The organism is Streptomyces rhizoryzae, assembly GCF_023155275.1.
GTDB lineage: Bacteria > Actinomycetota > Actinomycetes > Streptomycetales > Streptomycetaceae > Streptomyces > Streptomyces rhizoryzae.
On sequence record NZ_JALMUV010000035.1, the window covers coordinates 43,617 to 69,880 of the forward strand.

Annotated in this window: 21 protein-coding genes; 7 read left to right on the forward strand and 14 right to left on the reverse strand. The window is 75.0% G+C overall.

Annotated elements, in window-relative coordinates; translation table 11 throughout:
- Positions 1-39 precede the first annotated feature (39 nt).
- Positions 40-657: a flavin reductase family protein gene (locus MUU72_RS24805; protein WP_248015640.1), complete on the forward strand. Its 618-nt coding sequence runs from the start codon at positions 40-42 to the stop codon at positions 655-657.
- Between the two features lie 4 nt (positions 658-661).
- Here the strand turns inward: MUU72_RS24805 and MUU72_RS24810 are convergent, their stop codons facing one another.
- The 3 genes from MUU72_RS24810 to MUU72_RS24820 all read right to left on the reverse strand — a co-directional run bounded on the left by MUU72_RS24810 (position 662) and on the right by MUU72_RS24820 (position 4,304).
- A complete protein-coding gene (locus MUU72_RS24810; RefSeq protein ID WP_248015641.1) occupies positions 662-1,954 on the reverse strand; it encodes an MFS transporter in 1,293 nt (430 codons plus the stop codon).
- Between the two features lie 96 nt (positions 1,955-2,050).
- Positions 2,051-3,124, reverse strand: a complete 1,074-nt coding sequence (locus tag MUU72_RS24815; RefSeq protein ID WP_248015606.1) for a Zn-dependent alcohol dehydrogenase — start codon at positions 3,122-3,124, stop codon at positions 2,051-2,053.
- Between the two features lie 265 nt (positions 3,125-3,389).
- A complete protein-coding gene (locus tag MUU72_RS24820) occupies positions 3,390-4,304 on the reverse strand; it encodes an SDR family oxidoreductase (RefSeq protein ID WP_248015607.1) in 915 nt (304 codons plus the stop codon).
- Positions 4,305-4,393: 89 nt separating this feature from the next.
- Here MUU72_RS24820 and MUU72_RS24825 point away from each other — a divergent pair, with 89 nt between their 5' ends.
- A complete protein-coding gene (locus MUU72_RS24825; protein ID WP_248015608.1) occupies positions 4,394-5,320 on the forward strand; it encodes a cyclase family protein in 927 nt (308 codons plus the stop codon).
- Positions 5,321-5,572: 252 nt separating this feature from the next.
- Here MUU72_RS24825 and MUU72_RS24830 read toward each other — a convergent pair whose 3' ends face one another.
- The 3 genes from MUU72_RS24830 to MUU72_RS24840 all read right to left on the reverse strand — a co-directional run bounded on the left by MUU72_RS24830 (position 5,573) and on the right by MUU72_RS24840 (position 8,662).
- On the reverse strand, positions 5,573-6,058 hold the full coding sequence (locus tag MUU72_RS24830; RefSeq protein ID WP_248015609.1) for an ATP-binding protein: 486 nt from the start codon (positions 6,056-6,058) through the stop codon (positions 5,573-5,575).
- 481 nt (positions 6,059-6,539) lie between these two features.
- Positions 6,540-7,499, reverse strand: coding sequence for an acyl-CoA dehydrogenase family protein (locus tag MUU72_RS24835; protein WP_248015642.1), 960 nt, complete (start codon positions 7,497-7,499; stop codon positions 6,540-6,542).
- Positions 7,500-7,507: 8 nt separating this feature from the next.
- Positions 7,508-8,662, reverse strand: a complete 1,155-nt coding sequence (locus MUU72_RS24840) for an acyl-CoA dehydrogenase (protein ID WP_248015610.1) — start codon at positions 8,660-8,662, stop codon at positions 7,508-7,510.
- 250 nt (positions 8,663-8,912) lie between these two features.
- Here MUU72_RS24840 and MUU72_RS24845 point away from each other — a divergent pair, with 250 nt between their 5' ends.
- On the forward strand, positions 8,913-10,466 hold the full coding sequence (locus MUU72_RS24845) for a class I adenylate-forming enzyme family protein (protein ID WP_248015611.1): 1,554 nt from the start codon (positions 8,913-8,915) through the stop codon (positions 10,464-10,466).
- Here MUU72_RS24845 and MUU72_RS24850 read toward each other — a convergent pair.
- Positions 10,463-12,472: a serine/threonine kinase C-terminal domain-containing protein gene (locus MUU72_RS24850; protein ID WP_248015612.1), complete on the reverse strand. Its 2,010-nt coding sequence runs from the start codon at positions 12,470-12,472 to the stop codon at positions 10,463-10,465. The genes MUU72_RS24845 and MUU72_RS24850 overlap by 4 nt on opposite strands.
- A 141-nt stretch (positions 12,473-12,613) precedes the next feature.
- The gene (locus MUU72_RS24855; RefSeq protein WP_248015613.1) at positions 12,614-14,575 is read right to left on the reverse strand and encodes a serine/threonine-protein kinase; all 1,962 of its coding nucleotides are present in this window, start codon (positions 14,573-14,575) and stop codon (positions 12,614-12,616) included.
- 190 nt (positions 14,576-14,765) lie between these two features.
- Between MUU72_RS24855 and MUU72_RS24860 the strand changes: the two genes are divergently transcribed.
- A complete protein-coding gene (locus MUU72_RS24860; RefSeq protein ID WP_248015614.1) occupies positions 14,766-15,956 on the forward strand; it encodes a serine hydrolase domain-containing protein in 1,191 nt (396 codons plus the stop codon).
- Positions 15,957-15,987: 31 nt separating this feature from the next.
- Here the strand turns inward: MUU72_RS24860 and MUU72_RS24865 are convergent, their stop codons facing one another.
- On the reverse strand, positions 15,988-17,697 hold the full coding sequence (locus MUU72_RS24865; protein WP_248015615.1) for a glycerol-3-phosphate dehydrogenase/oxidase: 1,710 nt from the start codon (positions 17,695-17,697) through the stop codon (positions 15,988-15,990).
- A gap of 247 nt (positions 17,698-17,944) precedes the next feature.
- On the opposite strand from MUU72_RS24865, the gene MUU72_RS24870 reads away from it, so the two are divergent.
- Entirely contained in the window at positions 17,945-19,180 is a 1,236-nt protein-coding gene (locus MUU72_RS24870; RefSeq protein WP_248015616.1) for a nucleotide sugar dehydrogenase, read from the forward strand.
- Positions 19,181-19,299: 119 nt separating this feature from the next.
- Here the strand turns inward: MUU72_RS24870 and MUU72_RS24875 are convergent, their stop codons facing one another.
- The 4 genes from MUU72_RS24875 to MUU72_RS24890 all read right to left on the reverse strand — a co-directional run bounded on the left by MUU72_RS24875 (position 19,300) and on the right by MUU72_RS24890 (position 23,714).
- On the reverse strand, positions 19,300-20,415 hold the full coding sequence (locus MUU72_RS24875; RefSeq protein ID WP_248015617.1) for a GuaB3 family IMP dehydrogenase-related protein: 1,116 nt from the start codon (positions 20,413-20,415) through the stop codon (positions 19,300-19,302).
- Between the two features lie 89 nt (positions 20,416-20,504).
- A complete protein-coding gene (gene guaB, locus MUU72_RS24880) occupies positions 20,505-22,007 on the reverse strand; it encodes an IMP dehydrogenase (RefSeq protein ID WP_248015618.1) in 1,503 nt (500 codons plus the stop codon).
- A 159-nt stretch (positions 22,008-22,166) separates the two neighbouring features.
- Entirely contained in the window at positions 22,167-22,742 is a 576-nt protein-coding gene (locus tag MUU72_RS24885) for a sigma-70 family RNA polymerase sigma factor (RefSeq protein WP_066988322.1), read from the reverse strand.
- 360 nt (positions 22,743-23,102) lie between these two features.
- Positions 23,103-23,714: a response regulator transcription factor gene (locus MUU72_RS24890; RefSeq protein ID WP_003948568.1), complete on the reverse strand. Its 612-nt coding sequence runs from the start codon at positions 23,712-23,714 to the stop codon at positions 23,103-23,105.
- A gap of 381 nt (positions 23,715-24,095) precedes the next feature.
- Here MUU72_RS24890 and MUU72_RS24895 point away from each other — a divergent pair, with 381 nt between their 5' ends.
- On the forward strand, positions 24,096-24,428 hold the full coding sequence (locus tag MUU72_RS24895; protein WP_248015619.1) for a WhiB family transcriptional regulator: 333 nt from the start codon (positions 24,096-24,098) through the stop codon (positions 24,426-24,428).
- A 172-nt stretch (positions 24,429-24,600) separates the two neighbouring features.
- Here MUU72_RS24895 and MUU72_RS24900 read toward each other — a convergent pair whose 3' ends face one another.
- Positions 24,601-25,512, reverse strand: coding sequence for a LysR family transcriptional regulator (locus MUU72_RS24900; protein ID WP_248015620.1), 912 nt, complete (start codon positions 25,510-25,512; stop codon positions 24,601-24,603).
- Between the two features lie 79 nt (positions 25,513-25,591).
- Here MUU72_RS24900 and MUU72_RS24905 point away from each other — a divergent pair, with 79 nt between their 5' ends.
- Positions 25,592-26,257: an MOSC domain-containing protein gene (locus MUU72_RS24905; protein ID WP_248015621.1), complete on the forward strand. Its 666-nt coding sequence runs from the start codon at positions 25,592-25,594 to the stop codon at positions 26,255-26,257.
- Positions 26,258-26,264 lie beyond the last annotated feature (7 nt).

Here is a 26,264-nt window from a genome sequence, read left to right on the forward strand (position 1 = left end):
GCCATCAGTTTCAATGAGGCCATGATGGGACACGCCGGAATGGCGGCCGCGGCCGTCCGCCACCTCCGCTCCACGGGCGCCCTCGCCGCGGCCGCGCCCCCGGCCGCCGGCACCCCCGCCGCCGGGGCACGCCCCTCGCTGCGCGCCGTCCGCGACGGCGAACGCGCCCCGCTGGACCCCGCGGAATTCCGCGCCGTGCTGGGCCACTTCGCCAGCGGCGTCACGATCATCACCGCGCCGGGCGGTCCGGCGGGCCCGGCCGGGTTCGCCTGCCAGTCCTTCGCCTCGCTCTCCCTCGACCCGCCCCTGGTGGTCTTCATGGCGGGCCGCACCTCGGCGACCTGGCCGCGGATCGCCCGGGCCGGCGTCTTCTGCGTCAACGTCCTGGGCGCCGGGCAGGCCGCGCTGTGCCGCGCCTTCGCGGTCAGCGGCGCCGACAAGTTCGCCGGCGTCCGGCACACCCCGGCGCCGGTCACCGGCTCCCCGCGGCTGGCGGACGTCCCCGCCTGGATCGACTGCGCCGTCCACGCCGTCCACACCGGCGGCGACCACCACATCGTCGTCGGCCGCGTCGAGGCCCTGGGCACCGACCCGGCCGCCGCGGCGCAGGGGCCGCTGCTCTTCCACCGGGGCGCGTTCGGCAGGTTCGAGGGCTGACCGCTCACCCCCGCCCGGCGGCGCCCCGGTCCCGCAGGACGAGCGCCATCAGCGCGGCCACCGCGCACAGCGCGCCGGAGGCGTACCAGACCGGGTCGTAGGTGCCGAACGCGTCCCGGGCCAGACCGCCGAGGAAGGCGATGAGGGCGGCGCCGACCTGGTGGGCGGCGAGCACCCAGCCGAAGACGATGGCGCTGTCGTCGCCGTAGTGGGCGCGGCACAGGGCCAGCGTCGGCGGGACGGTGGCCACCCAGTCCAGGCCGTAGAAGACGATGAAGAAGACCATCGGCGGGTGGACGGTGTCCGCCAGGAGCAGCGGCAGCACGAGCAGGGACAGGCCGCGCAGCCCGTAGTAGACGGCCAGCAGGCGGCGGGTGTTGAAGCGGTCGGTGAGCCAGCCGGACCCGATGGTGCCGGCGATGTCGAACACCCCGATCACCGCGAGCAGGGAGGCGGCCGCGGTCATCGGCATGCCGTGGTCGTGCGCGGCGGGCACGAAGTGCGTCTTGACCAGGCCGTTCGTGGTGGCGCCGCAGATCGCGAAGGTGCCGGCCAGCAGCCAGAACGGCCCGGTGCGGGCCGCCGAGAGCAGCGCGCCCACGGCCCGCCGGGCGGCCCCGCGCTGCGGCGGCGGCTTGGGCACGAACTCCGCGGCACCGTACGGGGTGACCCCCACGTCCGCGGGGTGGTCGCGCAGCAGCAGCCAGACCAGCGGGACGACGGCGAGCGCGGCCAGCGCCACGGTGACCGCGGCCGGACGCCACCCGTACCGCTGGACGAGCAGCGACAGCAGCGGCAGGAAGACCAGCTGGCCGGAGGCGCCGGCCGCGGTGAGGATCCCGGTGACCAGGCCGCGGCGGGCGGTGAACCACCGGTGGGTGACGGTCGCCGCGAACGCCAGCGCCATCGACCCGCTGCCCAGGCCCACCAGGACGCCCCACAGCAGCACCAGTTGCCAGCTCGCCGTCATGAAGACGGTCAGGCCCGCGCCGGCCGCGATCACGGTCAGCGCGGCGGCCACCACCCGGCGGATGCCGAAGCGGTCCATCAGGGCGGCGGCGAACGGCGCGGTCAGCCCGTAGAGCGCGAGGTTGACCGAGACCGCCAGCCCGATGGTCCCGCGCGACCAGTGGAACTCCGCGTGCAGCGGATCGATCAGCAGCCCCGGGAGCGAGGCGAAGCCGGCCGCGCCGATCAGGGTCAGGAAGGTGACGGCGGCGACCGACCAGGCCCGGTGCGGCCGCCGGCGGGCGGCCCGCGGCCCGGCCGCTCGCTCGGCATCGGTACGTCTCGGCAGGTCAACGGGTGTACGGTTCACGCCCCCAGCTTCCGGGGGCCGGCCCACCGGAACGAGCGGCCGGAGGGACAGCATTCGTCAGGATCGGGCCAGCGGTCACTCCCCGAACACCAGCACCGCCCGCGCCACCCGCCCGTGGTGCGCGTCGTCGGCCGCCGCGGCGAAGTCCTCGATCCGGTACGTCGCGGACACCAACTCGTCCAGCAACAGCCGCCCTTCGCGGTACAGCCGGGCGTACAGCGCGATGTCCCGCTGCGGCCGGGACGACCCGTAGCGGCAGCCGAGGATGGCCTTGTCCAGATACATCGACGAGACCAGGAAGGACGCCTCGGCGCCGGCCGGCGGGACGCCCAGCAGCACCGCCTGGCCGTGCCGGTCCAGCAGCTCGACCGCCTGCCGGATCAGCCGGGTGCTGCCCACGCACTCGAAGGCGTGGTCGGCGCCGGCCGGCAGGATCTCCTTCACCGCCTTGACGCCGTCCGGCACCGCCGAGGCGTCCACGAAGTGCGTCGCCCCGAACTGCCGGGCCACCGCCTCCTTCGCCGGATTGGCGTCCACCGCCACGATCACCGACGCACCCGCGAGCCGCGCGCCCTGGAGGACGTTGAGGCCGATCCCGCCGGCCCCGATCACCACCACCGAGTCCCCGCGGTCCACCCGCGCCCGGTTCAGCACCGCCCCCACCCCGGTCAGCACCCCGCACCCGATCAGCGCGGCCGAGGCCATCGGTATCTCCTGGGGGATCTTGACCGCCTGGACCGCCTTGACGACGGTGCGTTCCGCGAACGCCGAGTTCGAGGCGAAGGCGAACAGCTCGGCACCGCCCCGCCGGAACGGCTTCGCCGGCATCCCGATCGCCTTGCGGCACATGGTCGGCCGCCCCCGGTCGCACTCCGCGCAGGCCCCGCAGTTCGCCAGCGTCGACAACGCAACATGGTCCCCGGGAACCACATGCGTCACCCCCGCCCCGACGGCCTCCACCACCCCCGCCCCCTCGTGCCCCAGCACCACCGGCACCGGAAACGGAATCGTCCCGTCGATCACCGACAGATCGCTGTGGCACAACCCGGCGGCCCGCACCCCCACCAGCACCTCCCCCGCCCCCGGCCCCCGCACCTCAAGGTCCCCGACCACCCGCACCTGCTCCCCGTCGAAAACCACCCCACGCATATCCCACGCCCCTCACCGAAGCCGGAACCGAGACCGACCACCTGCACCGACCCACTCACACGAGCCCGAACCCACCGATTTCCCACCCCCGACGGGAGGGGCGGGCCCGAAAGCCCCGCGCAGCGGAATCCCGGCCCCGCGCCGCAGGCGCAACAGAACATCCCCACGGCGGGAAAGCCGACACCGTGGGGCGCCCCCGCAGCCGCGCCCCCCCGCCGCAGGCGCCACGAAACACCCTCACGGCCCGAAAGCCGACAATGTCCGGCTAAACATTCGGCCGCTCCGCGGCCATCGCCGCCCGCGCCATCTCCCCCACCCGCTCCAGCAGCGGCATCGGATCGGTCCCGACCGCCCCCGCGACCACCTCGGCGACCCGCTCCGGTGTCCACCGGCCGCCCTCGGCGTACGCGGACCGCAGCTCCCTGGGCTGCGCCCACACCGCGATCTTCGGTCCGGCCACCGTGTAGACCTGCCCGGTGACGCCGTCGGCGCGGGCCCGTTCGCTCAGCAGGTAGACGACGAACGCCGCCACGTCCTCCGGGTCGCCGATCTCCTTGAGCTCCATCGGCACGTTGGCCGACATCCGGGTGCGGGCCACCGGGGCGACGGCGTTGGCGGTGACCCCGTATTTGTGCAGGCCCAGGGCGGCGCTGCGGACCAGGGAGATGATCCCGCCCTTGGCCGAGGCGTAGTTGGCCTGGGCGACGCTGCCCTGGTGGTTGCCGCTGGTGAAGCCGATGAGCGTGCCGGACTTCTGCCGGCGCATCACGGCCGCCGCGGCGCGGAACACCGTGAAGGTGCCCTTGAGGTGGGTGGCGACCACCGGGTCCCACTCCTCCTCGGTCATGTTGAAGAGCATCCGCTCGCGGAGGATCCCGGCGACGCACACCACGCCGTCGATCCGCCCGTACTCGGCGAGCGCGGTGTCCACCACCCGCTGGCCGCCGGCCATCGTGGAGATGTCGTCGGCGACCGCGACGGCGGTACCGCCGGCCGCCGCGATCTCCGCGACGACCGCCTCGGCGACCTCGCTGGTGGGCGCGCCGCCTTGGAGGGAGACGCCGTAGTCGTTGACCACCACCTCGGCGCCCTCGGCGGCCGCCGCCAGGGCGACGGCCCGTCCGATGCCGCGGCCGGCGCCGGTGACGGCGATCACCTTTCCGGCCAAGAAGTTCCCCATGCCGCGCCCCTTCCCACCATTTCTGACGGACCGTTAGATTTTTGAGCAGAGGCGGTACGAGCACAAGCCCCCGGACGCCAAGGAGACCCATGCCGCTGCCGCAGGAGTTCCACGACATCGCCCGGCGCGTGAACAACTGGGGCCGCTGGGGCCCGGACGACGAGATCGGCACGCTGAACCTGATCACCCCGGACGTGGTGCGGGCGGCGGCCGCGACCGTCCGCAGCGGCCGCCGGGTCCCGCTGGCGCTGCCGCTGCGGCGGGACGGGGTGCAGACCGGCATGATCCCCGGCCGGATCAACCCGCTGCACACCATGGTCGCCGTCAACCACGAGATCTTCGGCCCGGACACGGTCGCCACCTCCGACGACGCCGTCACGATGGGCTTGCAGGCGGCCACCCACTGGGACGCGCTGCCGCACGTCTCGCACTCGGGGCTGCTCTACAACGGCCGCCCCGCCGACACCATCACCGCGCACCGCGGCGCCACCGCGCTGGGCATCGAGAAGGCCGCCCCGGTCGTCTCCCGCGGCGTCCTGCTGGACGTGGCCCGGGTGCACGGCACCGACCGGCTGCCGGGCGGGCACGCGGTCACCCCGGACGACCTCGCCGCCGCCGAGGAGCTGGCCGGGACCGCGGTCCGGTCCGGCGACATCGTCCTGGTCCGCACCGGGCAGCTGAGGCACTACCTGGCCGGCGACCGGGAGGCGTACGCGACGCCGTCCCCCGGCCTGTCGCTGCGCACCCCCGAGTGGTTCCACGCCCGCGGGGTCGCCGCGGTCGCCAACGACACCCTGACGTTCGAGGTCTTCCCGCCGGAGGTCGAGGGCCTGTGGCTGCCGGTGCACGCGCTGCACCTGGTGGAGATGGGCATGCTCCAGGGCCAGAACTGGAATCTGGAGGAGCTGTCGGAGGCGTGCGCCCAGGAGGGCCGCTACGCCTTCCTGCTGAGTGCGATGCCCGAGCCGTTCACCGGCGGCACCGGCAGCCCGGTGGCCCCGGTGGCGGTGCTGTGACCCCGTGGCAGCCGGCCCCCGGCCGGGCGGGTGGCGGTGCCCGCGCTGCGCGCCCCGAGCACGGCACCGCGGTCCGCCACCCCCCTCCCGGCGTCCGCCGGCAGGCCCGACCAGGCCGCGATCCGCACTCGCCAAGGCCGCGACCTTGGCGTCCCCTCGCGGCGCATCGCTTCCCCAAGAGTGATCACCGGACCACGCGGCGTCAACACCTGGTCCGGACTAATTCCGCGTCAGGCGAACCGATTCGTCGCCTTACGCCCGTTTTGTCGCTGCGACAGGAACGGGACGCAGCGGGTCGTAGGCGCCCGTATCGGCACCCGTGGTCAGCAGCAGCGGCTGCCCGCGGTCCACTTCGCACCAGATCCGCTTGCCGGTGCCCTCGCGCTGCCAGCCCCAGCGGTCGGCCAGGCCGTCGACCAGCTCCAGGCCGCGGCCGTTGGTGTCGTCGCCGTCCGCGTGCCGGGGCCGCGGCGGCCGGGCGCTGGTGTCCACCACCTCGACCCGTACGGTGCCCACCACGGCGCCGCTGCCGGAGAAGCACATCCGCAGCCGGGCCGTCGAGCCGGTGTGCACCACGGCGTTGGTGACCAGCTCGGAGATCAGCAGGATCAGCGTCTCGGCGAGCGGTTCGTCCGCCCCTATGCCCGACCCGGCGAGCCGCGACCGGGCCCACCGCCGGGCCCGCCCCACTTCCGCGGGGTCGGGCCGCACTTCCAACTGCACCTGAAGCACCTGCACCGCTCACACCATCCGAACCGGCGGAAACATCGCCTCGCGCCTCCACGGAGTCACGGTGCGTGACTCCGGCGCCCCACAGCATGATTGACGTTGCGTCACCACAACAACCGCTTCGGGCATATTCCAGCGCAAGGGAGTATGCGTGCGGCATACTGTGCGACGCCCGGTGCGGGGAGTCGAACACGGGGGGCCGGCCGGGCCCCGCCCGAGGCGAGCGGCGCGCAGTCCATGACCCGGAGCCGTCCTTCCGACGGCACCGCGACCCTTGCGCCACAGAACCACTCGCACCCCACGGAGCGTACCGGAGCACGGCCGCCACTCCCCCCTGTGACGAGTCACGCCCAGGACACAACCCGATATCGACCCTCCGTGACTGCTTATGCGTGAGGGATCCGACATTTCGCACACGGGGTGCCAGAGTCTGACATGGGCGGCGCACCCGCGACGCTGAGTGATCACCGGCGTGCGCGGGCGCACGCGGTCACCCCGCCAGCGCGTCCGCCAGGCGCTCCTCCGCCTCCCGCGCCCGGCACCACCGCTCCGCCCGCAGCCACGCCCGCTTCAGGTGCAGGTGGACCTCGGCCTCCCAGGTGAAGCCCATCCCGCCGTGCACCTGGAGGCAGTCCCGGGCGTTGCGCACCGCGGCCTCGTCGGCCAGCAGCTTGGCGCCGGCGATGTCGAGGGCGTCCCCGGTGACGGCCGCCGCGTAGACCGCCGCACGGGCCAGCTCGGCGCGCACCAGCATCCCGGCGCACAGGTGCTTGACCGCCTGGAAGGAGCCGATGGGCGCGCCGAACTGGGTGCGCTGCCGGGCGTACGCGACGGCTGCCTCCACCGTCCGGGCGGCGCTGCCGAGCTGCTCGGCGGCGGTCAGCAGGGCCGCCTCCCGGTACAGCCGGGGCACGTCGAGGGCGGGCAGCGGCGCGGTGCGCGGGTAGCCGGTGAGGCGGGCGAGCGGGGTGAGCGGGTCGACGGAGGCGAACGGGGCGCGGGTCACCGCACCGGGCGCGCACCGGTACGCCCCGGCCGCGCGCCCCGGCGCACCCCGGTCCAGGACCACCACCTCCGCGCAGGCGTCCGGGAATTCGCAGAGCACCGGGTCGGCCGCGCCGTCGCACAGGGCAGCCAGCCGCTCCCCGGTCGCCACCCCGTCCACCGCGCCGGCCAGCAGCTGCCCGGCCACCAGCGGCCCCGGCAGCAGCGCCCGCCCGGCCTCCTCGCACACCAGCACCGCCTCCGGCAGCCCCAGCCCGACGCCGCCCGCGGCCTCCGGCAGGCGCACCGCGAGGAACCCGGCGGCGGCCAGCTCCCGCCACAGCCCGCGGTCCGGCACCGGGGCGCCGACCGCGGCCCGCAGCCGCTCCGGGCCGAAGCGGCCGGTCAGCAGATCCCGGGCGCCGTCCCGCAACGCCGCCTGATCATCGGTCAGTTGGAAGTCCACCGGGCCGCTCACCGCCCCTTCGGCAGGCCGAGGATCCGCTCGGCGACGATGTTCCGCTGGATCTGCGAGGTGCCCGCGGCGATGGTGTACGAGAGGGCGGAGAGCCGGTCGGCGACCCAGGGGTGGTCCGCGTCCAGCGCGTCCCCGCCCAGGACCTCGGCCGCGGCGTCGTAGAGCTCCTGGCGGGCGTGCGAGTAGCGCAGTTTGAAGACCGAGCCGCCGGCGCCCGGGACACCGCCGCTGCGCTGGGCCGCGCTGACGTTCCACTGGGTCAGCCGCCACAGCGCGGCGAACTCGGCGTTCAGCCGGCCCAGCCGGCGGCGCAGCACCGCGTCGTCCCAGCGCCCGTTGGCGCGCGCGGCGCGGGCGAGCCCTGCAAGCACCCGGCGGCAGGCCACCACCTCGCCGACGAAGGCGGTGCCGCGCTCGAAGGAGAGCGTCACCATCGTCACCCGCCAGCCGTCGTGCTCGGCGCCGACGCGGTGCGCGGCCGGGATCCGCACCTCGTCGAGGAAGACCTCGGCGAACTCGGCCGAGCCGGCCAGCGTGCGCAGCGGCCGGACGGTCACCCCGGGCGCGTCCATCGGCATCGCCAGCCAGCTGATGCCGCGGTGCCGGGGGGCGGCGGGGTCGGTGCGGACCAGCAGTTCGCACCAGTCGGCGACCTCGGCGTGCGAGGTCCAGATCTTCGAGCCGGTCACCACGTAGTCGTCGCCGTCCCGGACGGCGCGGGTGCGCAGCGCGGCCAGGTCGGAACCGGCGTCCGGTTCGCTGAAGCCCTGGCACCAGATCTCCTCGCCGCGCAGGATCGGCGGCAGCCAGCGGGCGCGCTGGGCGGCGGTGCCCTCGGCGGCGATGGTCGGCCCGGCGTGCAGCAGTCCGACGAAGTTGGCGCCGACGTACGGGGCACCGGCCCGCTCGGTCTCCTCCAGGAAGATCAGGTGCTGGGTCGGGGTGGCGCCCCGGCCGCCGGCCGCCACCGGCCAGTGCAGTCCGGCGTACCCGGCGTCGTACAGCATCCGCTGCCAGGCCGTGTCGTACGCCCGCCGGCCCGGCCAGTCGGTGGCGGCCGGTTTCGGCGGCAGCGCCGGCAGCACCTTGGCGAGCCAGGCCCGCAGCCCGGCCCGGAAGTCCTCCTCCTCCTCGGTGCAGGCGAGGTCCATCCCGGGCCTACGCGTCCCGGCGCGCGGGCCGGGCCGCGCGGCCGTCGGTGCCGGTGGTGCGCGGCAGCGCCCCAGGATCCGCCATGGTGTCCCCTCGCCCCGTCCCGCTCGCCACGACCATATCTGATGGTCCGTCAGTTCCTGGGCTCCAGGCTAGCCCCGACCCCCTGGACCGGCAAGGCGTTCCCCTCTAACCTCCGGCAGCGGCAGCTGAACTGACGTCGCGTCAGGCACTTTCCGGGAGGACGGTATGAGCGGCAGCACCCTGTGGGACCTGGTCGCCTGGCGCGCCGCCCGGACGCCCGGCGCCACCGCGCTCGTCCAGGGCGCCCGGGCGGCCCGGGACGAGCGCCGGATCACCTTCGGCGGGCTGCGCGCGGGCGCCGAACGGGTCGCCGCCGGGCTCCACGCGCACGGCGTCCGGCCCGGCAGCCGGGTGGTCTGGCAGCTGCCCACCCGGATCGGGACGGTGCTGGTCAGCCTGGCCCTGGCCCGGCTCGGCGCGGTGCAGAGCCCGGTACTGCCCGGCTACCGCGAGCACGAACTGGACCACGTGCTGCGCCGCACCGGCGCCGCGTTCCTGCTCGTCCCCGGCGGCCCGCACGGCACCGGCGCCGCCGCCCCGGCCCGCCGCGCGGCCGCCCGGCTGCCCGCACCGCCCGCCGTCCTCCCGGCGTCCGGCCCACTCCCGGACGGCGACCCGGCCACCCTGCCGCCGCCGCCCGCCGACCCCGACGCGGTCCGCTGGATCTACTGGACCTCCGGGACCACCGCCGCGCCCCGGGGCGTGCTGCACACCGACCGCGGACTGCGCACCGCCGGCGCCTGCCTGGCGGCGGCGCTGCGGCTGGGCCCCGGCGACGTCGGCTCGATGGCCTTCCCGTACGCCCACGTCGCCGGGCCCGACTACACCGTCATGCTGCTCACGCTGGGCATCCCGGCCGTGCTGCTGGAGCGGTTCGCGCTGCCCGCCGCGCTCGCCCCGTACCGCCGCCACCGGGTCACCGTGGCGGGCGGTTCCACGGCCTTCTACGCGCTCTTCCTCGCCGCGCAGCGCGCCCTGCCGCCCGGGGAGCGGCTGCTGCCCTCGCTGCGGCTGCTGGCCGGCGGCGGCGCGCCCAAACCGCCCGCGCTCCACCACGAGGTGACCGCCGAGCTGGGGTGCCAGCTGGTACACGGCTACGCGCTCACCGAGGCCCCGATGGTCACCATGGGCGATCCGCTGGACGGCGCCGCGCTGCTGGCCGGCACCGACGGACGGCCGGCCGCCGGGATGGAGATCCGGATCGCGCCCGGCAGCGGGGAGATCCTGCTGCGCGGCCCGGCCGTGTGCCGCGGCTACCTCGGCGACACCGGCCCGGCCCCGGGCCCCGGGAGGGCTCCCGCCGACGGCTTCCTGGCCACCGGCGACCTCGGACACCTCACCCCCACCGGGCACCTCGTCGTCACCGGCCGCCTCAAGGACATCATCATCCGCAAGGGCGAGAACATCTCCGCCCGGGAGATCGAGGACCTGCTGGCCGGCCATCCGGACATCGCCGGCGCGGCGGTCATCGGGCTGCCGGACGCCGAGCGCGGCGAACTGGTCTGCGCGGTGGTCGAACAGCCGCCGGGAGCCGGGGAGTTGACGCTCGGCGCGGTCACCGCCCGGCTGCTCTCCCAGGGCCTGGCCCGGCACAAGCTGCCCGAGCGGCTGGAGGTCGTACCGGCCCTGCCGCGCGGCGCGACCCTCCGCAAGGTCCTCAAGCGCGACCTGCGCGCACGCTTCGGGGGCGGGGCCGCGGACCGGGCCCCGGACCGCTAACCGGGGCGGTAGGCGCTGCTCGCCCGGGCGTACACCCGGTCCACCGCGGCGCGGCCGGTGACCGGGCCGGTGACCAGGACGAGGTGGTAGCGACCGTCGCGGATCATCGCGAGGTTGCGGGCGTAGACCTGGCGGCCGCCGCGGTCCTTCCAGGTGAAGGTGCCCTCGGCCATCGCCGTCTGCCCGACGTCTATCCGCCGCAGCCCGGCGACCGTGGACCACTCGGAGGCGCGGTACGCCGCCAGCTCGGGCTCCCCGGTCTGCTGGTACGCCATCGGGTCGGCGCCGAACCGGGCGGTGGTGTCCCGGCCGGGCACCACCAGCAGCGTGAGGCCGCCGCCGGTGTAGCGCGCCCCGCCGCGGTCGGCACCGGCGCGCTGCCAGCCGTCGGGGACCGCGGTCGAAAAGCCCAGCGGGTCGGTGCGGAGCGTGAAGCCGGGGGCGGCGGTGGCGGTGGTCCGCGGCGGGGTCGGGCCGCCGGTGCCGCCGGGCGCGGGGGCGGGGCTGCGGCCGGGCGCGCCGCCCGGGGTGCCGGAGCGGTCCGCGCCGTCCGGCCCGCCCGCCGCGTCCGCCCCGGACTTCGGCAGGAACACCGCGGCGTACGCGATCCCGGCCACCATCAGCAGCAGGATCACCGCGAGCAGCACCCGGCCCAGGCTCCGCGGCGCACGCGGCCCGCGCCCCGCCGCCGGGCCCGCGCCGACCCGGACCGGCCCGTCCGGCTCCGGCACCGCGGCGGGCACCCGCCCGGGGCGGCCCGGCCCGGACTGCCGGGGCAGGCGCGGCGGACGGGCCGTACGGACGGGGGCGCGCCGCCCCTGGCGGACCACTTCGCCGCGGCGCCGCAGCACCGGCAGCCGCCGCGGATCGCCCGCACCCGCCAGGGCGGGCACCGTCACCAGCCCGCGGCCCGGATCCGGCTCCGGCGCGCCGCGCAGCAGCTCCCGCAGCCGGGCGAGCACCTCCCCGGACCCGGGCCGCCCGGCCGGGTCGGCCGACAGCAGCGCCTCGACGACCGGCCGCAGCACCCCGCACTCGGCGGCCGCGGCCGGCGGGGTGGCCCGCACCAGCCGGACCAGCTCGCCCGCGCTCTCCTCGGGGAACGGCGGACGCCCCTGCACCGCGCGGAACAGCAGCGCGCCCACCGCCCACAGATCCGCGGCCGGACCCGCCGGACCACCGCCGTCCGCCGGCCCGGCCAGCTCCGGCGCCCAGCGCTCGGTGACCGCGCCGACCAGGTGCAGCCGGGCCTGGACAGCCCGCTCGGCGGCGAGCCCGGCGGGCCCCCCGGCCGGCCGGGCCGCGGCGGCCGGCGCCCCCGGCCGCGGGTCGTACCCGCACAGCGCCTCCTGGGCCGCACCGGCCGCCAGCCCGGTCAGCACGGCCCGGCCGTCGTCGCAGACCAGGACCGTGCCGGCGGTGACGTTGCGGTGCAGCCAGCCGTGGGCGTGCAGGGCGCGCAGCGCGGTGAGCAGGTCGGCGGCGATCTCCGCGGCGCGGTGCGGGCCCAGCGGCCGCTCGGCGAGCAGCGCCGCCAGCGGGCGGGCGGGCAGCGCCTCCCCGACGATCCACAGGCTGCCGTCCTGCGCGAAGACGTCGAAGACCTGCTCCAGCAGCGGGTGGTCGGGCAGCTGGGCGGCGGCCGTCGCGGCCTCCAGCGCGCGGCGCGCCAGCGGGTCGCGGGGGCTGCGGTCGGCGCCGGCCGGGCCCCGCCCCCTGCCGAAACCATCCTCCGCACGCCCGTCCGCCGGATCCCCGTACGCCCCGGCCCCGTACGCCCCGGCCCCCTCCGCACCGGCCCCGTCCGCCGCCACGACCTCGGCGTCCACGACCTCGGGCAGCGGCACCTGACGGATCAGCACCTGCTGCCCGCTGTAGCCGTCGAGGGCCCGCACCGCGGCGGGCTGCCCCGCGAAGGGGCCGTCGGGGGACTTGGGGCCGCCACCGGCCGGCCGCCGCGGCAGGCGGTAGCGCTCGGCGAGCACAGGTCCCGCGTACTCGTCCACGACGCGCCTCCCCTCAGCGTGCGCCGCGCCCCGCCGGTGACGGATGCGGACGACTTGGGCCTTCTCACGATACGGGGCGGCACGGACAGTCGGGCCCGCCGGAGCGCGCCGCGCGCGGTGTCCGTCCGCGCGCGGTACGGGTCAGTCCTTGATCGCGAAGGTCCGGAACGCGGTCTCCCGCAGCTCCCGGCACTCCTTGGCGTCCCAGGCGTCCGCCTTGCAGGTGATCATGATGGCGTAGCCGTGGTGGTCGTCGGCGCGGAAGCCGCGGTTGAGCACCCGCACGTCCTGGCCGCCCTGCCGGCGGGTGAACGACCAGTCCGCGACGGTCGGGTAGCCGCGCCAGTCCACCGCCTTGATGCCCAGGAGGTGGTAGCCCTCGCTGGACCCGGCGACGCTGGGCTCCAGGCTGCGCCAGGAGGCCGCGGCGTCCTTGCCCGGCGCGTCGTTGTAGTCGACCTGTATGCGCGGGAAGCCGCCGCCGGCGCTGTAGATGGCGCCGGAGTTCTGGCCCGCGGTGCCGGTCTGCCGGAAGCCCTCGGGCATCGCCATCCGGAAGTGGAAGCCGCCGTTGGCGACCGCCGCGAACCCGTCCGGGAGCGCCGCGCCGTCCTTCTTGCCGCCCTTGCCCCCGGCGCCCGGCGAGCCGCCGCCGGGCGTGTCCGCGCCGTCGGTGGCGGGGTCCCCGCTCGCGGCGGCCGACTGGGTCGCGGCCCGGCTCGCGCCGGCCCCCCGGGCGTCGCCCGCGGTGTCGCCGCCGCTGCTGAACGCCAGCGCCAGCAGCGTCGCGAGGACGACGACGACCACGACCACCCCGATGATCAGCGTGCGGCGCGGGACGACATCGGTCACCGACGCGCGCGGCGGGGCGGGACGGCCGTCCCCGCCACCGGGTCTGGAGTCGGAACGGGCCGCCGCTGCGGCGTTCCGCACCGACGCCAGCGCCGCGCGCACCCGCTCCTTGGCGGCGTCCGCGTCGAAGCCGGGCCGGGCCGGGGAGGTGCGCGCACCGGTCCTGGCCGCGGCCGGCCGGGACACCGCGGTGCCCTCGCCGGTCCCGCGGGCCGCCGGCTTCGCCGCCCCGCCGCCCGGCCCGCCGGTGGGCGTCCGGCGCGCCGTCCCGGCCGCCGGCTTCGTCCGCGGCTTCGGCGGCACCGCGGCCGGCCCCTTGGGCTTGCCCGCGGGCCGCGCGGCCCGCTCCGCCGGCACCGCGGGCAGCGCCATCGCCCGCGTCGCGTCCATCGGGGGCTCGGGCTCCGGCTCCGGGGCGTGGATGACGCCCAGCAGCAGCGCCCGCGCGCCCGCCTCGTCCAGCCGGGCCGCCGGGTCCTTCACCAGCAGCCCGTAGATGACGTCCTCCAGCGGCCCGGCGCTCTTCGGCGGTTCCACCGGCTCGGTCATCACCGCGGTCAGGGTCGCGATCGCCGAGCCCTTGTCGTACGGCGGGACGCCCTCGACGCAGGCGTACAGCAGGCCGCCCAGGGACCACAGGTCGGCCGGCGGGCCGGGCTTCTGGCCGCGGGCCCGCTCCGGCGAGATGTACGAGGGCGCGCCGACCAGCATGCCGGTGGAGGTCACCGAGGGGTCGCCCTCGACCTGGGCGATGCCGAAGTCGGTGAGCACCACCCGGCCGTCGTCGGAGATCAGGACGTTGGAGGGCTTCACGTCGCGGTGCAGGATGCCCTGGCCGTGGGCGGCGCGCAGGACGTCGAGCACCGCGAGGCCGACCTCGGCGGCGCGGCGCGGGGTGAGCGCGCCGTCGTCGCGGATCACCTCGGCCAGCGAGCGGCCCTCGACCAGCTCCATCACGATCCAGGGCCGGTCGTCCTCGTCGACCACGTCGAAGACCGTCACCGCGCCGTTGTTGCGGATCCGGGCGATCGCCTTGGCCTCGCGCAGGGTACGGGTGATCAGGCGGCGCTTCTCGTCCTCCTCGACGCCGCCGGGGAAGCGCAGCTCCTTGACCGCGACCGTGCGGCCGAGGACCTCGTCCTCGGCCCGCCAGACGGTGCCCATCCCGCCCCGGCCGAGAACATCGGCGAGCCGGTACCGGCCGGCGAGGAGCCTGCCCTCCTTGCCGTCCATCTCGACCTCGTCGCCCACGGAATCCCCTCTGCATTCCAGCCGAGTTGGCAGCCTCGATTCTCCATCGAGCACCAAACTGCCCCAACTCGGACAACCCACCCTGGCAGAGCCTTCATTCTCTCTCATCCACGGCCGTGCGGAAGGCCCGGGTGGGTGCCGGAGGGCGTCGCGCACCCGTCATGATGGCCCGGACGACGGGAGTCCGTTTGTGCCCCTCCGCACGCCCCGCCCGGCCGCACCGGGCCCGCCGCGCCGCACCGCCACGGCCCTGCTGGCCGCCCTGGCCCTGACGGGGTGTACGGGCGGCCCCCTCGCCTCCGTCCGTCCGGTGCCGGCGCTCCGGCCGCCGGCCGCGACGGCGGCCGCGCTGCACCGGCTGGTCGCCGACGGCGCGCCCGGCGCCGCCGCACTGGTCACCCGGGGCGGCCACCTGGCCGCCTCGCGGTTCACCGCGGCCGGCGTCGCCGATCTGCGCAGCGGCCGCAGGATGGGCCGCCGGGACCACTTCCGGGCCGGCAGCCTCACCAAGACCCTGGTGGCCACGGTGGTGCTGCAACTCGTCGGGGAGGGCCGGCTCGCCCTCGACGGGCCGGCCGCCGGCCACCTCCCGCCCGGCACCCCGCTCACCGGCGCCGGCGGCGCGAGCGACCTGCGCCGGGTGACGGTCCGCCAGCTCCTGGACCACACCAGCGGCCTGTTCAACTACACCGAGGACCCGCACCTCGCCGAACAGCTGTACGGCACGGGCTTCCCGGCCCACCGCTACGACCGCCACACCCCGGCCGAGCTGCTGCGGATCGCCCTCGCCCACCCCCCGACCGCCGCCCCCGGCACCCGCTACGCCTACTCCAACACCAACTACCTGGTCCTCGGCCTGGTCATCGAGGGCGTCACCGGGCACCCGTACGCCGAGGAGGTGCGCCGCCGCGTCCTGGTCCCGGCCGGGCTGCGCGACACCTCGTTCCCCGGCGACAGCCCGGCACTGCCCGCGCCGCACGGCCGCGGCTACTCCGACGTCGGCGGCCGCAGCGTGGACAGCACCGCCCTCAACCCCAGCCGGGCCGGTGCGGCCGGCGAGATGATCACCACCCTCGGCGACCTCAACCGCTTCTTCGCGGCCCTGTTCGGCGGCCGGCTGCTGGCGCCCCGCCAGATGGCCGAACTGCGCGGCGAGCGGGCCACCGGCGGCGCCTACGGCCTGGGCGTCTACGCCACCCGGCTGCCCTGCGGGGTGACGGTCTGGGGCCACAACGGCGACATCAACGGCTCGTACGCGCAGACCGCCGGCACCGCCGACGGCCGCGATCTGGTCAGCTACCGGGTCAACACCGACGCCCCGGCCGGCCGGGCGGACGGCACCGCGGTCCTGGCCGCCGAGTTCTGCCGCCGCCGCACCTGACCGCCCGTCACCGGCCGCCGCCCGAGCGGCCCTAGGAGAGCGGCACGATGTCCGGCGCGCCCAGCCGGGCCGCGTCCGCCGTCAGGTCGTCGGGCTGCCGCTGCGATTCGCGCTCCGCCTCCACCCGCTTCTCGTAGTGCGCGATCTCCCGCTCGACCTGCGCACCGTCCCAGCCCAGCGCCGGGGCCATCAGCTCGGCGGCCTCCCGGGCGCTGCGGGTGCCGCGGTCGAAGGTCTCGATGGAGATCCGGGTGCGCCGGGTCAGCACGTCGTCCAGATGCCGGGCGCCCTCGTGCGTGCAGGCGTAGACGACCTCGGCGCGCAGGTAGTCGTCGGCGGCGGCGAGCGGGCGGCCCAGCGACGGGTCGGCCACCACCAGTTCCAGCAGCTCCTCGGTCAGCGAGCCGTAGCGGTTCAGCAGGTGCTCTATCCGGGCCACGTGCAGCCCGGTCCGGGCCGCGATCCGGGCCCGGGCGTTCCACAGCGCCTGATAGCCCTCGGCGCCCGCCAGCGGCACGTTCTCGGTGACGCAGTCGGCGACCCGGGCGTCCAGCCCGTGCACCGCCTCGTCCACCGCGTCCTTGGCCATCACCCGGTACGTGGTGTACTTTCCGCCCGCGACGACCACCAGGCCGGGCACCGGGTGGGCCACGGTGTGCTCCCGCGACAGCTTGCTGGTGGCGTCCGACTCGCCGGCCAGCAGCGGGCGCAGCCCGGCGTAGACGCCCTCCACGTCGTCCCGGGTGAGGGGGGTGGCCAGCACCGCGTTGACATGCTCCAGCAGGTAGTCGATGTCCGCGCTGGAGGCCGCCGGATGGGCCTTGTCCAGGTCCCAGTCGGTGTCGGTGGTGCCGATGATCCAGTGCCGCCCCCAGGGGATGACGAAGAGCACGCTCTTCTCGGTCCGCAGGATCAGCCCGGTCGTGGAGTGGATCCGGTCCTTGGGGACGACCAGGTGGATGCCCTTGGAGGCGCGCACGTGGAACTGACCGCGCTCCGCGATCAGTCCCTGGGTGTCGTCGGTCCACACCCCGGTCGCGTTGACGACCTGCCGGGCCCGCACCTCGTACTCCACCCCGCCCTCGACGTCCTCCACCCGCGCCCCGACGACCCGTTCGCCCTCGCGCAGGAAACCCACCACGCGGGCCCGGTTGGCGACGTGCGCCCCGTAGGCGGCCGCGGTCCGCACCAGGGTCGCGACGTAGCGCGCGTCGTCCATCTGGGCGTCGTAGTACTGCAACGCGCCGACCAGCGCGTCCTTGCGCAGGCAGGGCGCGACCCGCAGCGCCCGGCGGTGCGAGAGGTGGCGGTGCACGGGCAGCCCGCGGCCGTGCCCGGACGAGACCGACATCCCGTCGTAGAGCGCCACGCCGGAGCCCGCGTAGAAGCGCTCCCAGCCGCGGTGCCGGAGCGGGTAGAGGAACGGCACCGGCCGGACCAGGTGGGGCGCCAGCCGGTGGAGCAGCAGCCCGCGCTCCTTGAGCGCCTCGCGCACCAGCGCGAAGTCCAGCATCTCCAGATACCGCAGGCCGCCGTGGACGAGCTTGCTCGACCGGCTGGACGTGCCCGACGCCCAGTCACGGGCCTCGACCAGCCCGGTGTCCAGCCCGCGGGTGGCGGCGTCCAGGGCGGTGCCGGCGCCGACCACCCCGCCGCCGACCACCAACACGTCCAGTTCGCGCTCCGCCATCCGGGTGAGTGCTTTGGCGCGCTGCGCCGGTCCGAGGGTCGCTGTCTTCACCGCTGCCTCCCGCTGTGATCCGAAAGCCACACCCCCCGTCCGACGATTCTTCCCGCGCCCGCGCCCCCGACCACCGTGCGCCCGCGGCGGCAACACCCGGGCACGGCGATCCGCCAATACCCATTCTGGGTCAAATATCCGCTTAGTCTATTTATGCCCCTTGGCGCCCCGGCCGCCCGCCGTGCCGCCCGGGCACCAGGACACCGCGCAGGGCCCCCCACCACCCCTCGGGAAGGACGGCCGCAGCATGCCCGCAGATCTCGCCGTCATCGGACTCGGTCACCTGGGTCTGCCCCTCGCCCAGGCCGCCACCGCCGCCGGCCTCACCACCATCGGCTACGATCCCGACCCCCGCGCGGCCGCCCTGCCCGGCACCGGCGGCCCGCTGTCCGCCACGGAGTTGCGCCGGCTGCTCGCGGCCGGCTTCCGCACCACCGCCGACCCCGCCGCCCTGGGCCGGGTCCGCACGGCCGTCCTGTGCGCCCCCACCCCGCTCGGCGAGGACCGCGCCCTGGACCTGTCCGCACTCGCCGAGGCCGCCCGCACCCTGGCCGCCCGGCTCCGCCCGCACACCACCGTCATCCTCGAATCGGCCGGCTACCCGGGCACCACCGAGGAGTTCCTCCGCCCGCTCCTGGAAGCCGGCTCCGGCCTCACCGCGGGCCGCGACTTCCACCTCGCCTGCTCCCCCGCCCGCCACGACCCCGGCAACCGCACCCACCGCTACCGCAACACCCCCAAGGTCATCGGCGGCCTCACCCCCGCGTGCACCGAGGCCGCCGCGGCCTTCTACGGCCGGCTCACCGACAAGGTCGTACGCGCCCGCGGCCCCCGCGAGGCCGAGACCGCCAACCTCCTGGAGACCAACTACCGCCACATCAACATCGCCCTGATGAACGAGATGGCGGTCTACTGCCACGAGATCGGCGTCGACCTCTGGGACGTCATCCGCTGCGCCGAGACCAAACCGTTCGGCTTCCAGTCCTTCCGCCCCGGCCCCGGCGTCGGCGGCCACGCCGCCCCGCTCGACCCCAACCGCCGCGCCCCGCAAGGCGGTTCACTGCGCATGGTGGAACTCGCCCAGGACATCAACGACCGGATGCCGGCCTATGTCCTCCAGCGCTGCACCACCCTGCTCAACGAACACGGCAAGTCCGCCCGCGGCGCCCGGGTGCTGCTGCTCGGCATCACCTACAAGCCCGACCTCGCCGACCTCACCGGCACCCCGGCCCGCGAGGTCGCCGCCCGCCTGCGCCAGCTGGGCGCCCACCTCACCTACCACGACCCCTACGTCCCCCGCTGGGAGGTCGCCGGCCGCCCCGTCCCCCGCGCCGACTCCCTCTACGACGCCGCCTCCGCCGCCGACCTCACGGTCCTCCTCCAGCCCCACCGCACCTACGACCTCCAGGGCCTGGCCGTCAAGGCCCAACTCCTCCTCGACACCCAGGGCACCACCCCCACCGGCGCCGCCCACCGCCTGTAACACGCCGAAGAGCCCGGCACGGCCGGGCTCTTCTCACGGGAGGGGGCGGGGCCGGAGGGGTGGTGGCCCGGACGTCAAGCGAAGCAGTCCGGACCACCGCCCCGGCCGACAACGTGCGGCTACCGCCCGGGGGCCACCGTGACCTCCACCCGCTGGAACTCCTTCAGCTCCGAGTACCCCGTGGTGGCCATCGCCCGCCGCAGCGCCCCGAAGAAGTTCATCGTCCCGTCCGGCGTCGTCGAGGGACCGCACAGGATCTCCTCGGTCGTGCCGACCGCACCGAGGTCCACCCGCTTGCCGCGCGGCACGTCCTGATGGACCGCCTCCATGCCCCAGTGGTGGCCGCGGCCCGGTGCGTCCGTCGCGCGCGCCAGCGGCGAGCCCATCATCACCGCGTCGGCACCGCAGGCGATCGCCTTCGGCAGGTCGCCGGAGTACCCGACCCCGCCGTCCGCGATGACGTGCACGTACCGGCCGCCGGACTCGTCCATGTAGTCCCGGCGGGCGGCGGCGACATCGGCCACCGCGGTCGCCATCGGGACCTGGATGCCCAGCACGTTGCGCGTGGTGTGGGCGGCACCGCCGCCGAAGCCGACGAGCACACCGGCCGCGCCGGTCCGCATCAGGTGCAGCGCCGCGGTGTACGTGGCGCAGCCGCCGACGATCACCGGCACGTCGAGCTCGTAGATGAACTGCTTGAGGTTCAGCGGCTCGGCGGCGCTGGAGACGTGCTCGGCGGAGACCGTCGTCCCGCGGATCACGAAGATGTCCACCCCGGCGTCCACGACCGCCTTGGAGAACTGCGCGGTGCGCTGCGGGGAGAGCGCCGCGGCGGTCACCACACCGGCGTCGCGCACCTCCTTGAGACGCTGCCCGATCAGCTCCTCCTTGATCGGCGCCGCGTAGATCTCCTGGAGCCGCTTGGTGGCCGTCGCACCGTCCAGCTCGGCGATCTCCGCCAGCAGCGGCTCGGGGTCCTCGTAGCGGGTCCACAGCCCTTCGAGGTTGAGCACGCCGAGGCCGCCCAGCTCACCGATGCGGATCGCGGTCTTCGGTGAGACCACCGAGTCCATCGGCGCCGCCAGGAACGGCAGCTCGAAGCGGTAGGCGTCGATCTGCCAGGCGATCGAGACCTCCTTCGGGTCACGGGTGCGCCGACTGGGTACCACGGCGATGTCGTCGAACGCGTATGCCCGGCGGCCGCGCTTGCCGCGCCCGATCTCGATCTCAGTCACTGGTTCTGCCTTCCTACGGATACGCCCCCAGTATCCCCGACGGGGGACACCGGGGGCGCATCCGGCCGTGCCCGCGCCGGGCGGCCGGGTCAGCTCCGGGCGTAGTTGGGCGCCTCGGTGACCATCTGGACGTCGTGCGGGTGGCTCTCCTTCAGACCCGCCGCGGTGATCCGCACGAAGCGGCCCTTCTCCTTCAGCTCGGGGATGTCGGCGGAGCCGACGTAGCCCATGGAGGCCCGCAGACCGCCGACGAGCTGGTGCGCGACCGAGGCCAGCGGGCCGCGGTAGGGCACCTGGCCCTCGATGCCCTCCGGCACCAGCTTGTCCTCGGAGAGGACGTTGTCCTGGAAGTAGCGGTCCTTGGAGTACGACCGCCCCTGGCCGCGGGACTGCATCGCGCCCAGCGAGCCCATCCCGCGGTACGACTTGAACTGCTTGCCGTTGACGAAGACCATCTCGCCCGGCGACTCCTCGCAGCCGGCCAGCAGCGAGCCCAGCATCACGGTGTCCGCACCGGCCGCGATCGCCTTGGCGATGTCGCCGGAGTACTGGAGGCCGCCGTCGCCGATCAGCGGCACGTCCGCCGCGTGGCACGCCTGGGCGGCCTCGTAGATCGCGGTGACCTGCGGGACGCCGATGCCGGCGACCACCCGCGTGGTGCAGATGGAGCCCGGGCCGACACCGACCTTCACCCCGTCCACGCCCGCGTCGATCAGCGCCTGGGCGCCGTCGCGGGTGGCGACGTTGCCGCCGACCACATCGACGTTGATGTTGGACTTCACCTTGGCGATCATGTCGAGGATGCCGCGGCTGTGGCCGTGCGCGCTGTCCACGACCAGGAAGTCCGCACCGGCCTCGACCAGCGCCTGCGCCCGGTCGTACGCCGCGTCGCCGACACCGACCGCGGCCCCGACGATCAGCCGGCCCTCGGCGTCCTTGGCGGCGTGCGGGTACTTCTCCGCCTTGACGAAGTCCTTGACCGTGATCAGGCCCTTGAGCACCCCGGCGTCGTCCACCAGCGGCAGCTTCTCGATCTTGTGGCGGCGCAGCAGCTCGATGGCGTCGTCACCGGAGATGCCGACCTTGCCGGTGACCAGCGGCATCGGCGTCATGACCTCGCGGACCTGGCGGCTGCGGTCCATCTCGAAGGCCATGTCGCGGTTGGTCACGATGCCCAGCAGCTTGCCCGCCGCGTCGGTGACCGGCACCCCGCTGATCCGGAACTTGGCGCACAGCGCGTCGGCCTCCGCCAGCGGCGCGTCCGGCCGGACCGTGATCGGGTCGGTGACCATCCCGGACTCGGAGCGCTTGACCAGGTCCACCTGGTTGGCCTGGTCCTCGATGGACAGGTTGCGGTGCAGCACGCCCGCGCCGCCCTGCCGGGCCATCGCGATCGCCATCCGCGCCTCGGTGACCTTGTCCATGGCGGCCGAGAGCAGCGGGATGTTGACCCGGACGTTCCGCGAGACGCGGGACGCGGTGCTCACGGCATTGGGCAGCACTTCGGACGCGCCGGGCAGCAGCAGCACATCGTCGTATGTGAGCCCGAGCATGGCGAATTTGGCGGGCATACCCTCGACGTTGTCAGTCATGACACCTTCCCCAATGCTCTTGCCTCAGCGCGGACTCCCATGCTAACGGGCTTGTGGGGTGTCCCAATCCACGAGCAATGAGGGGCTCGTCACTCGTACTTTCCTACGGCGACTTCACGACACCGGACCGCGGCACCGGACCGCGGCACCGGACCGCCGCTACTGCTCGGCGAGCGCCCGCAGCCGGCTCAGCGCGCGGTGCTGGGCGACCCGCACCGCACCCGGCGACATCCCCAGCATCTGCCCGGTCTCCTCCGCCGTCAGCCCCACCGCGACCCGCAGCAGCACCAGCTCCCGCTGGTTCTCCGGCAGATTGGCCAGCAGCTTCTTGGCCCACTCCGCGTCGCTGCTCAGCAGCGCGCGCTCCTCGGGGCCCAGCGAATCGTCCGGCTGCTCGGGCATCTCGTCCGACGGCACCGCCGTGCTCCCCGGATGCCGCATCGCGGCCCGCTGTAGATCGGCGACCTTGTGCCCGGCGATCGCGAAGACGAACGCCTCGAAGGGCTTCCCGGTGTCGCGGTAGCGCGGCAGCGCGCAGAGCACCGCCACGCAGACCTCCTGCGCCAGGTCCTCGACGAAGTGCCGGGCGTCGCCGGGCAGCCGGGAGAGCCGGGTGCGGCAGTAGCGCAGGGCGAGCGGGTGCACATGGGCCAGCAGATCGTGGGTGGCCTGCCGGTCGCCCTCGACGGCGCGTGCGACGAGGGCGCCGATCTCCTGCTTCCCGTCCTCACGCATCGGTCCATGGTGCCCCGACGCCGGACGATCCGCGGCATCACCCCCGTCGTTCGCCCCCCAACCGTTACGAGCCGTCGCGCTAGCACTCACGTTCTACGCCTCCCCCGTTCGGGTTGTACCCATACCGACCACGGGGCCTCGCCGGTAGCTTGTCTGCGTGCCGGAGGGCACCGGGCAGGGCTTGTCCGTCATGAGGTCTCTTCTGGCCGAGTGAGAAGCCCCGGCCTCCGCCGGGGAGGAGTCACGCCTCAAGGATGCGGCATCGCGTGAGCTTTCGGCGCCCGGCATCGACGCAGCGGGGTTACGACGTACGCGGCCCGGCGAGCGGGTGGGCGTCGTAACCCCGTGTGCACAGCGGTGTCAGCGGACCAGGCCCCAGCGGAAGCCGAGCGCGACGGCGTGCGCCCGGTCGGAGGCGCCGAGCTTCTTGAACAGCCGCCGGGCGTGCGTCTTGACGGTGTCCTCGGAGAGGAACAGCTCCCGGCCGATCTCGGCGTTGGAGCGGCCGTGGCTCATCCCCTCCAGCACCTGGATCTCCCGGGCGGTCAGCGTCGGCGCGGCGCCCATCTCGGCGGACCGCAGCCGGCGCGGGGCGAGCCGCCACGTCGGGTCGGCCAGCGCCTGGGTCACCGTCGCCCGCAGCTCGGCGCGCGAGGCGTCCTTGTGCAGATAGCCGCGGGCGCCGGCGGCGACCGCGAGCGCGACCCCGTCCAGGTCCTCGGCCACGGTGAGCATGATGATCCGGGCACCGGGGTCCGCGGACAGCAGACGGCGCACGGTCTCGACACCGCCGAGGCCGGGCATCCGCACGTCCATCAGAATCAGGTCCGAGCGGTCGGCCCCCCAGCGGCGGAGGACCTCCTCGCCATTGGCCGCGGTGGTCACGCGCTCGACGCCGGGCACGGTCGCAACCGCACGTCGGAGCGCCTCTCGGGCAAGCGGGGAGTCGTCGCAGACGAGGACGGAAGTCATGACCGTCCTCCGCAGCTGATGCGCGTCACCTTGAGCCTCCAGGCTGGTACGTATCGTCACCTGGGCGATTGACGGCCGCCTCGGACACCTGCCCGAGACCTCCCTCCGCCAACCACCTCCGCACACTCAACGACGGTCACTCGAAAGAGTTACGGCTTCGGTGACCGAGTTCAGCACGCTCCGTGAGGAGCCGGATACGCAGACGATTCACCGGTCGACCGGCATCCCGCGTGCACCCTATGCCCTATTTGGCTCTGTTTCTTCCATTTTCGCGTGGACTGAGGCTAGATTCGCAATGAGTCATATTTACATCTACTTAGACAGTAGATGTACCGTCGTGAGCACCGAGCCCGATACGCATCGCTTCCGAGGGGACAAGCAATGGCAGATTTCTCCCGCCTCCCGGGCCCGAACGCAGACCTCTGGGACTGGCAGCTGCTGGCCGCCTGCCGTGGTGTGGACAGCTCGCTCTTCTTCCACCCCGAGGGTGAGCGGGGGGCGGCCCGCAGCGCGCGGGAGGCGTCGGCGAAGGAGGTCTGCATGCGCTGCCCCGTGCGGGCCCAGTGCGCGGCGCATGCACTGGCGGTCCGCGAGCCCTACGGCGTCTGGGGCGGCCTGACCGAGGACGAGCGCGAGGAACTCATGGGCCGGGCCCGCCACCGGATGGTCCCGGCGAGTTCGCTGCCCGGCCACGCGACCGTGCCCGGCGCCTGACCGGCCCGGCGGACGCACTACCGAAGAAACGTTCCTGCACGACTGTTTCCGTACGACCGAATCGCTACGACGTTCCCTACGACCGATTCCGTACGAGCGAATCCGTGCCACGTTCCCGCACGGCTCACGACCCGGTACGCCGCGGGTCCCGCCCCTCCGGGGTCCGCGGCGGTCACCGCCCGGCGGCGTCCGCCAGCTGGTCGAGCATCGCGCCGACCGCGGGCACATGGGCCAGATCCGGCAGGGTGAGCGCGACGATCTCGCGGTGCACGGCGGGCTCCAGACGCACCGCCGTGGCCCCCTTGGGCCGCACCGAGGCGAGCGTCAGCTCGGGCAGCGCCGCGACGCCCAGCCCGGCGCCGACCAGGCCGATCACGGCCGGGTAGTCGTCGGTGGCGAAGTCGATCCGGGGCGTGAAGCCGGCGCGTTCGCAGACCTCGACCAGGTGGGTGCGGCAGCGCGGGCAGCCGGCGATCCACGGGTCGCCGGCCAGGTCCGTGAAGCGCGCGGCACCGGCCCGCGCCAGCCGGTGGCCGTCCGGCACCAGGCCGGTGAGCCGGTCCGAGAGCACCGGCCGGACCACCAGGTCGTCCCACTCCGCCCCGGCGGACGGGTCCGCGCCCGGCACCTCCGGATAGCGGAAGGCCAGCGCGATCTCGCACTCGCCGTTGCGCAGCAGCTCGATCGAGCGCGGTGGCTCGGCCTCGTCCAGCGACACCCGGACGCCCGGGTGGGCGGCCCGCATCCGGGCCAGCGCGGTGGGCACCAGCGTCGAGCTGCCCGAGGGGAACGACACCAGCCGCACCCGCCCGGCGCGCAGCCCCGCGATGGCGGCGACCTCGTCCTCGGCCGCGGAGAGCCCCGCCAGGATCCCGGCGGCGTGCCGGACCAGCGCCTCGCCGGCCTGGGTCAGCCGCATCTCGCGGCCGGTCCGCACCAGCAGCGGGGTGCCGGCGGACTGCTCCAGGGCCTTCATCTGCTGGCTGACCGCCGGCTGGGTGCAGCCCAGTTCGCGGGCGGCGGCGGAGAAGGAACCGGTCCGGGCGACGGCGCGCAGCACCCGCAGATGACGAGCTTCGATCACCCTTCCAGCATAAGCACTTCTTGGGTCATACGCGAAAAATAGGATGTCTGCTTTTGACCTGGTGTCCTAGCGTGCGGTCATGAGCGCGACACTTCTGACCGTGAACACCGGGCGGGCCACGCCCTCCCCGCACACCTCCGCCGAGGGCGGCACGGGCATCGACAAACGCCCCGCGGCCGGGCCGGTGGCGGTGGCCGCCCCCGGCCCCGGGGGCGGCAGCGGCCTCGCCGGCGACGCGGTGGTCGACCTGCGGCACCACGGCGGTGACGACCAGGCCGTCTACGCGTACGCCCGCGAGGACCTCGACGACTGGCAGCGGCAGCTGGACCGGGACCTGCCCAACGGCGTCTTCGGCGAGAACCTCACCACCGCCGGACTCGACGTCACCGGCGCCCGCGTCGGCGAACGCTGGCGGGTCGGCGGCCGGCTGCTCCTGGAGGTCACCTCGCCGCGCATCCCCTGCCGCACCTTCCAGGGCCGGCTGGGCGAACGCGGCTGGCTCAAGCGCTTCACCCAGGCCGGGGTCCCCGGCGCCTACCTCCGGGTCCTCGAACCCGGCGAGATCCGCGCCGGCGACCCCGTCCGCATCGAGCACCGCCCCGGGCACGACATCACCGTGGCCCTGATGTTCCGCGCCCTGACCACCCGGCGCGAACTCCTCCCGCGCCTGCTGGAGGCCGGCGACGCCCTGCACGCCAAGGCGCGCGAGACGGCGCTGAAGTACACGGAGAGGGCGGCCTGTTGAGCGGGGT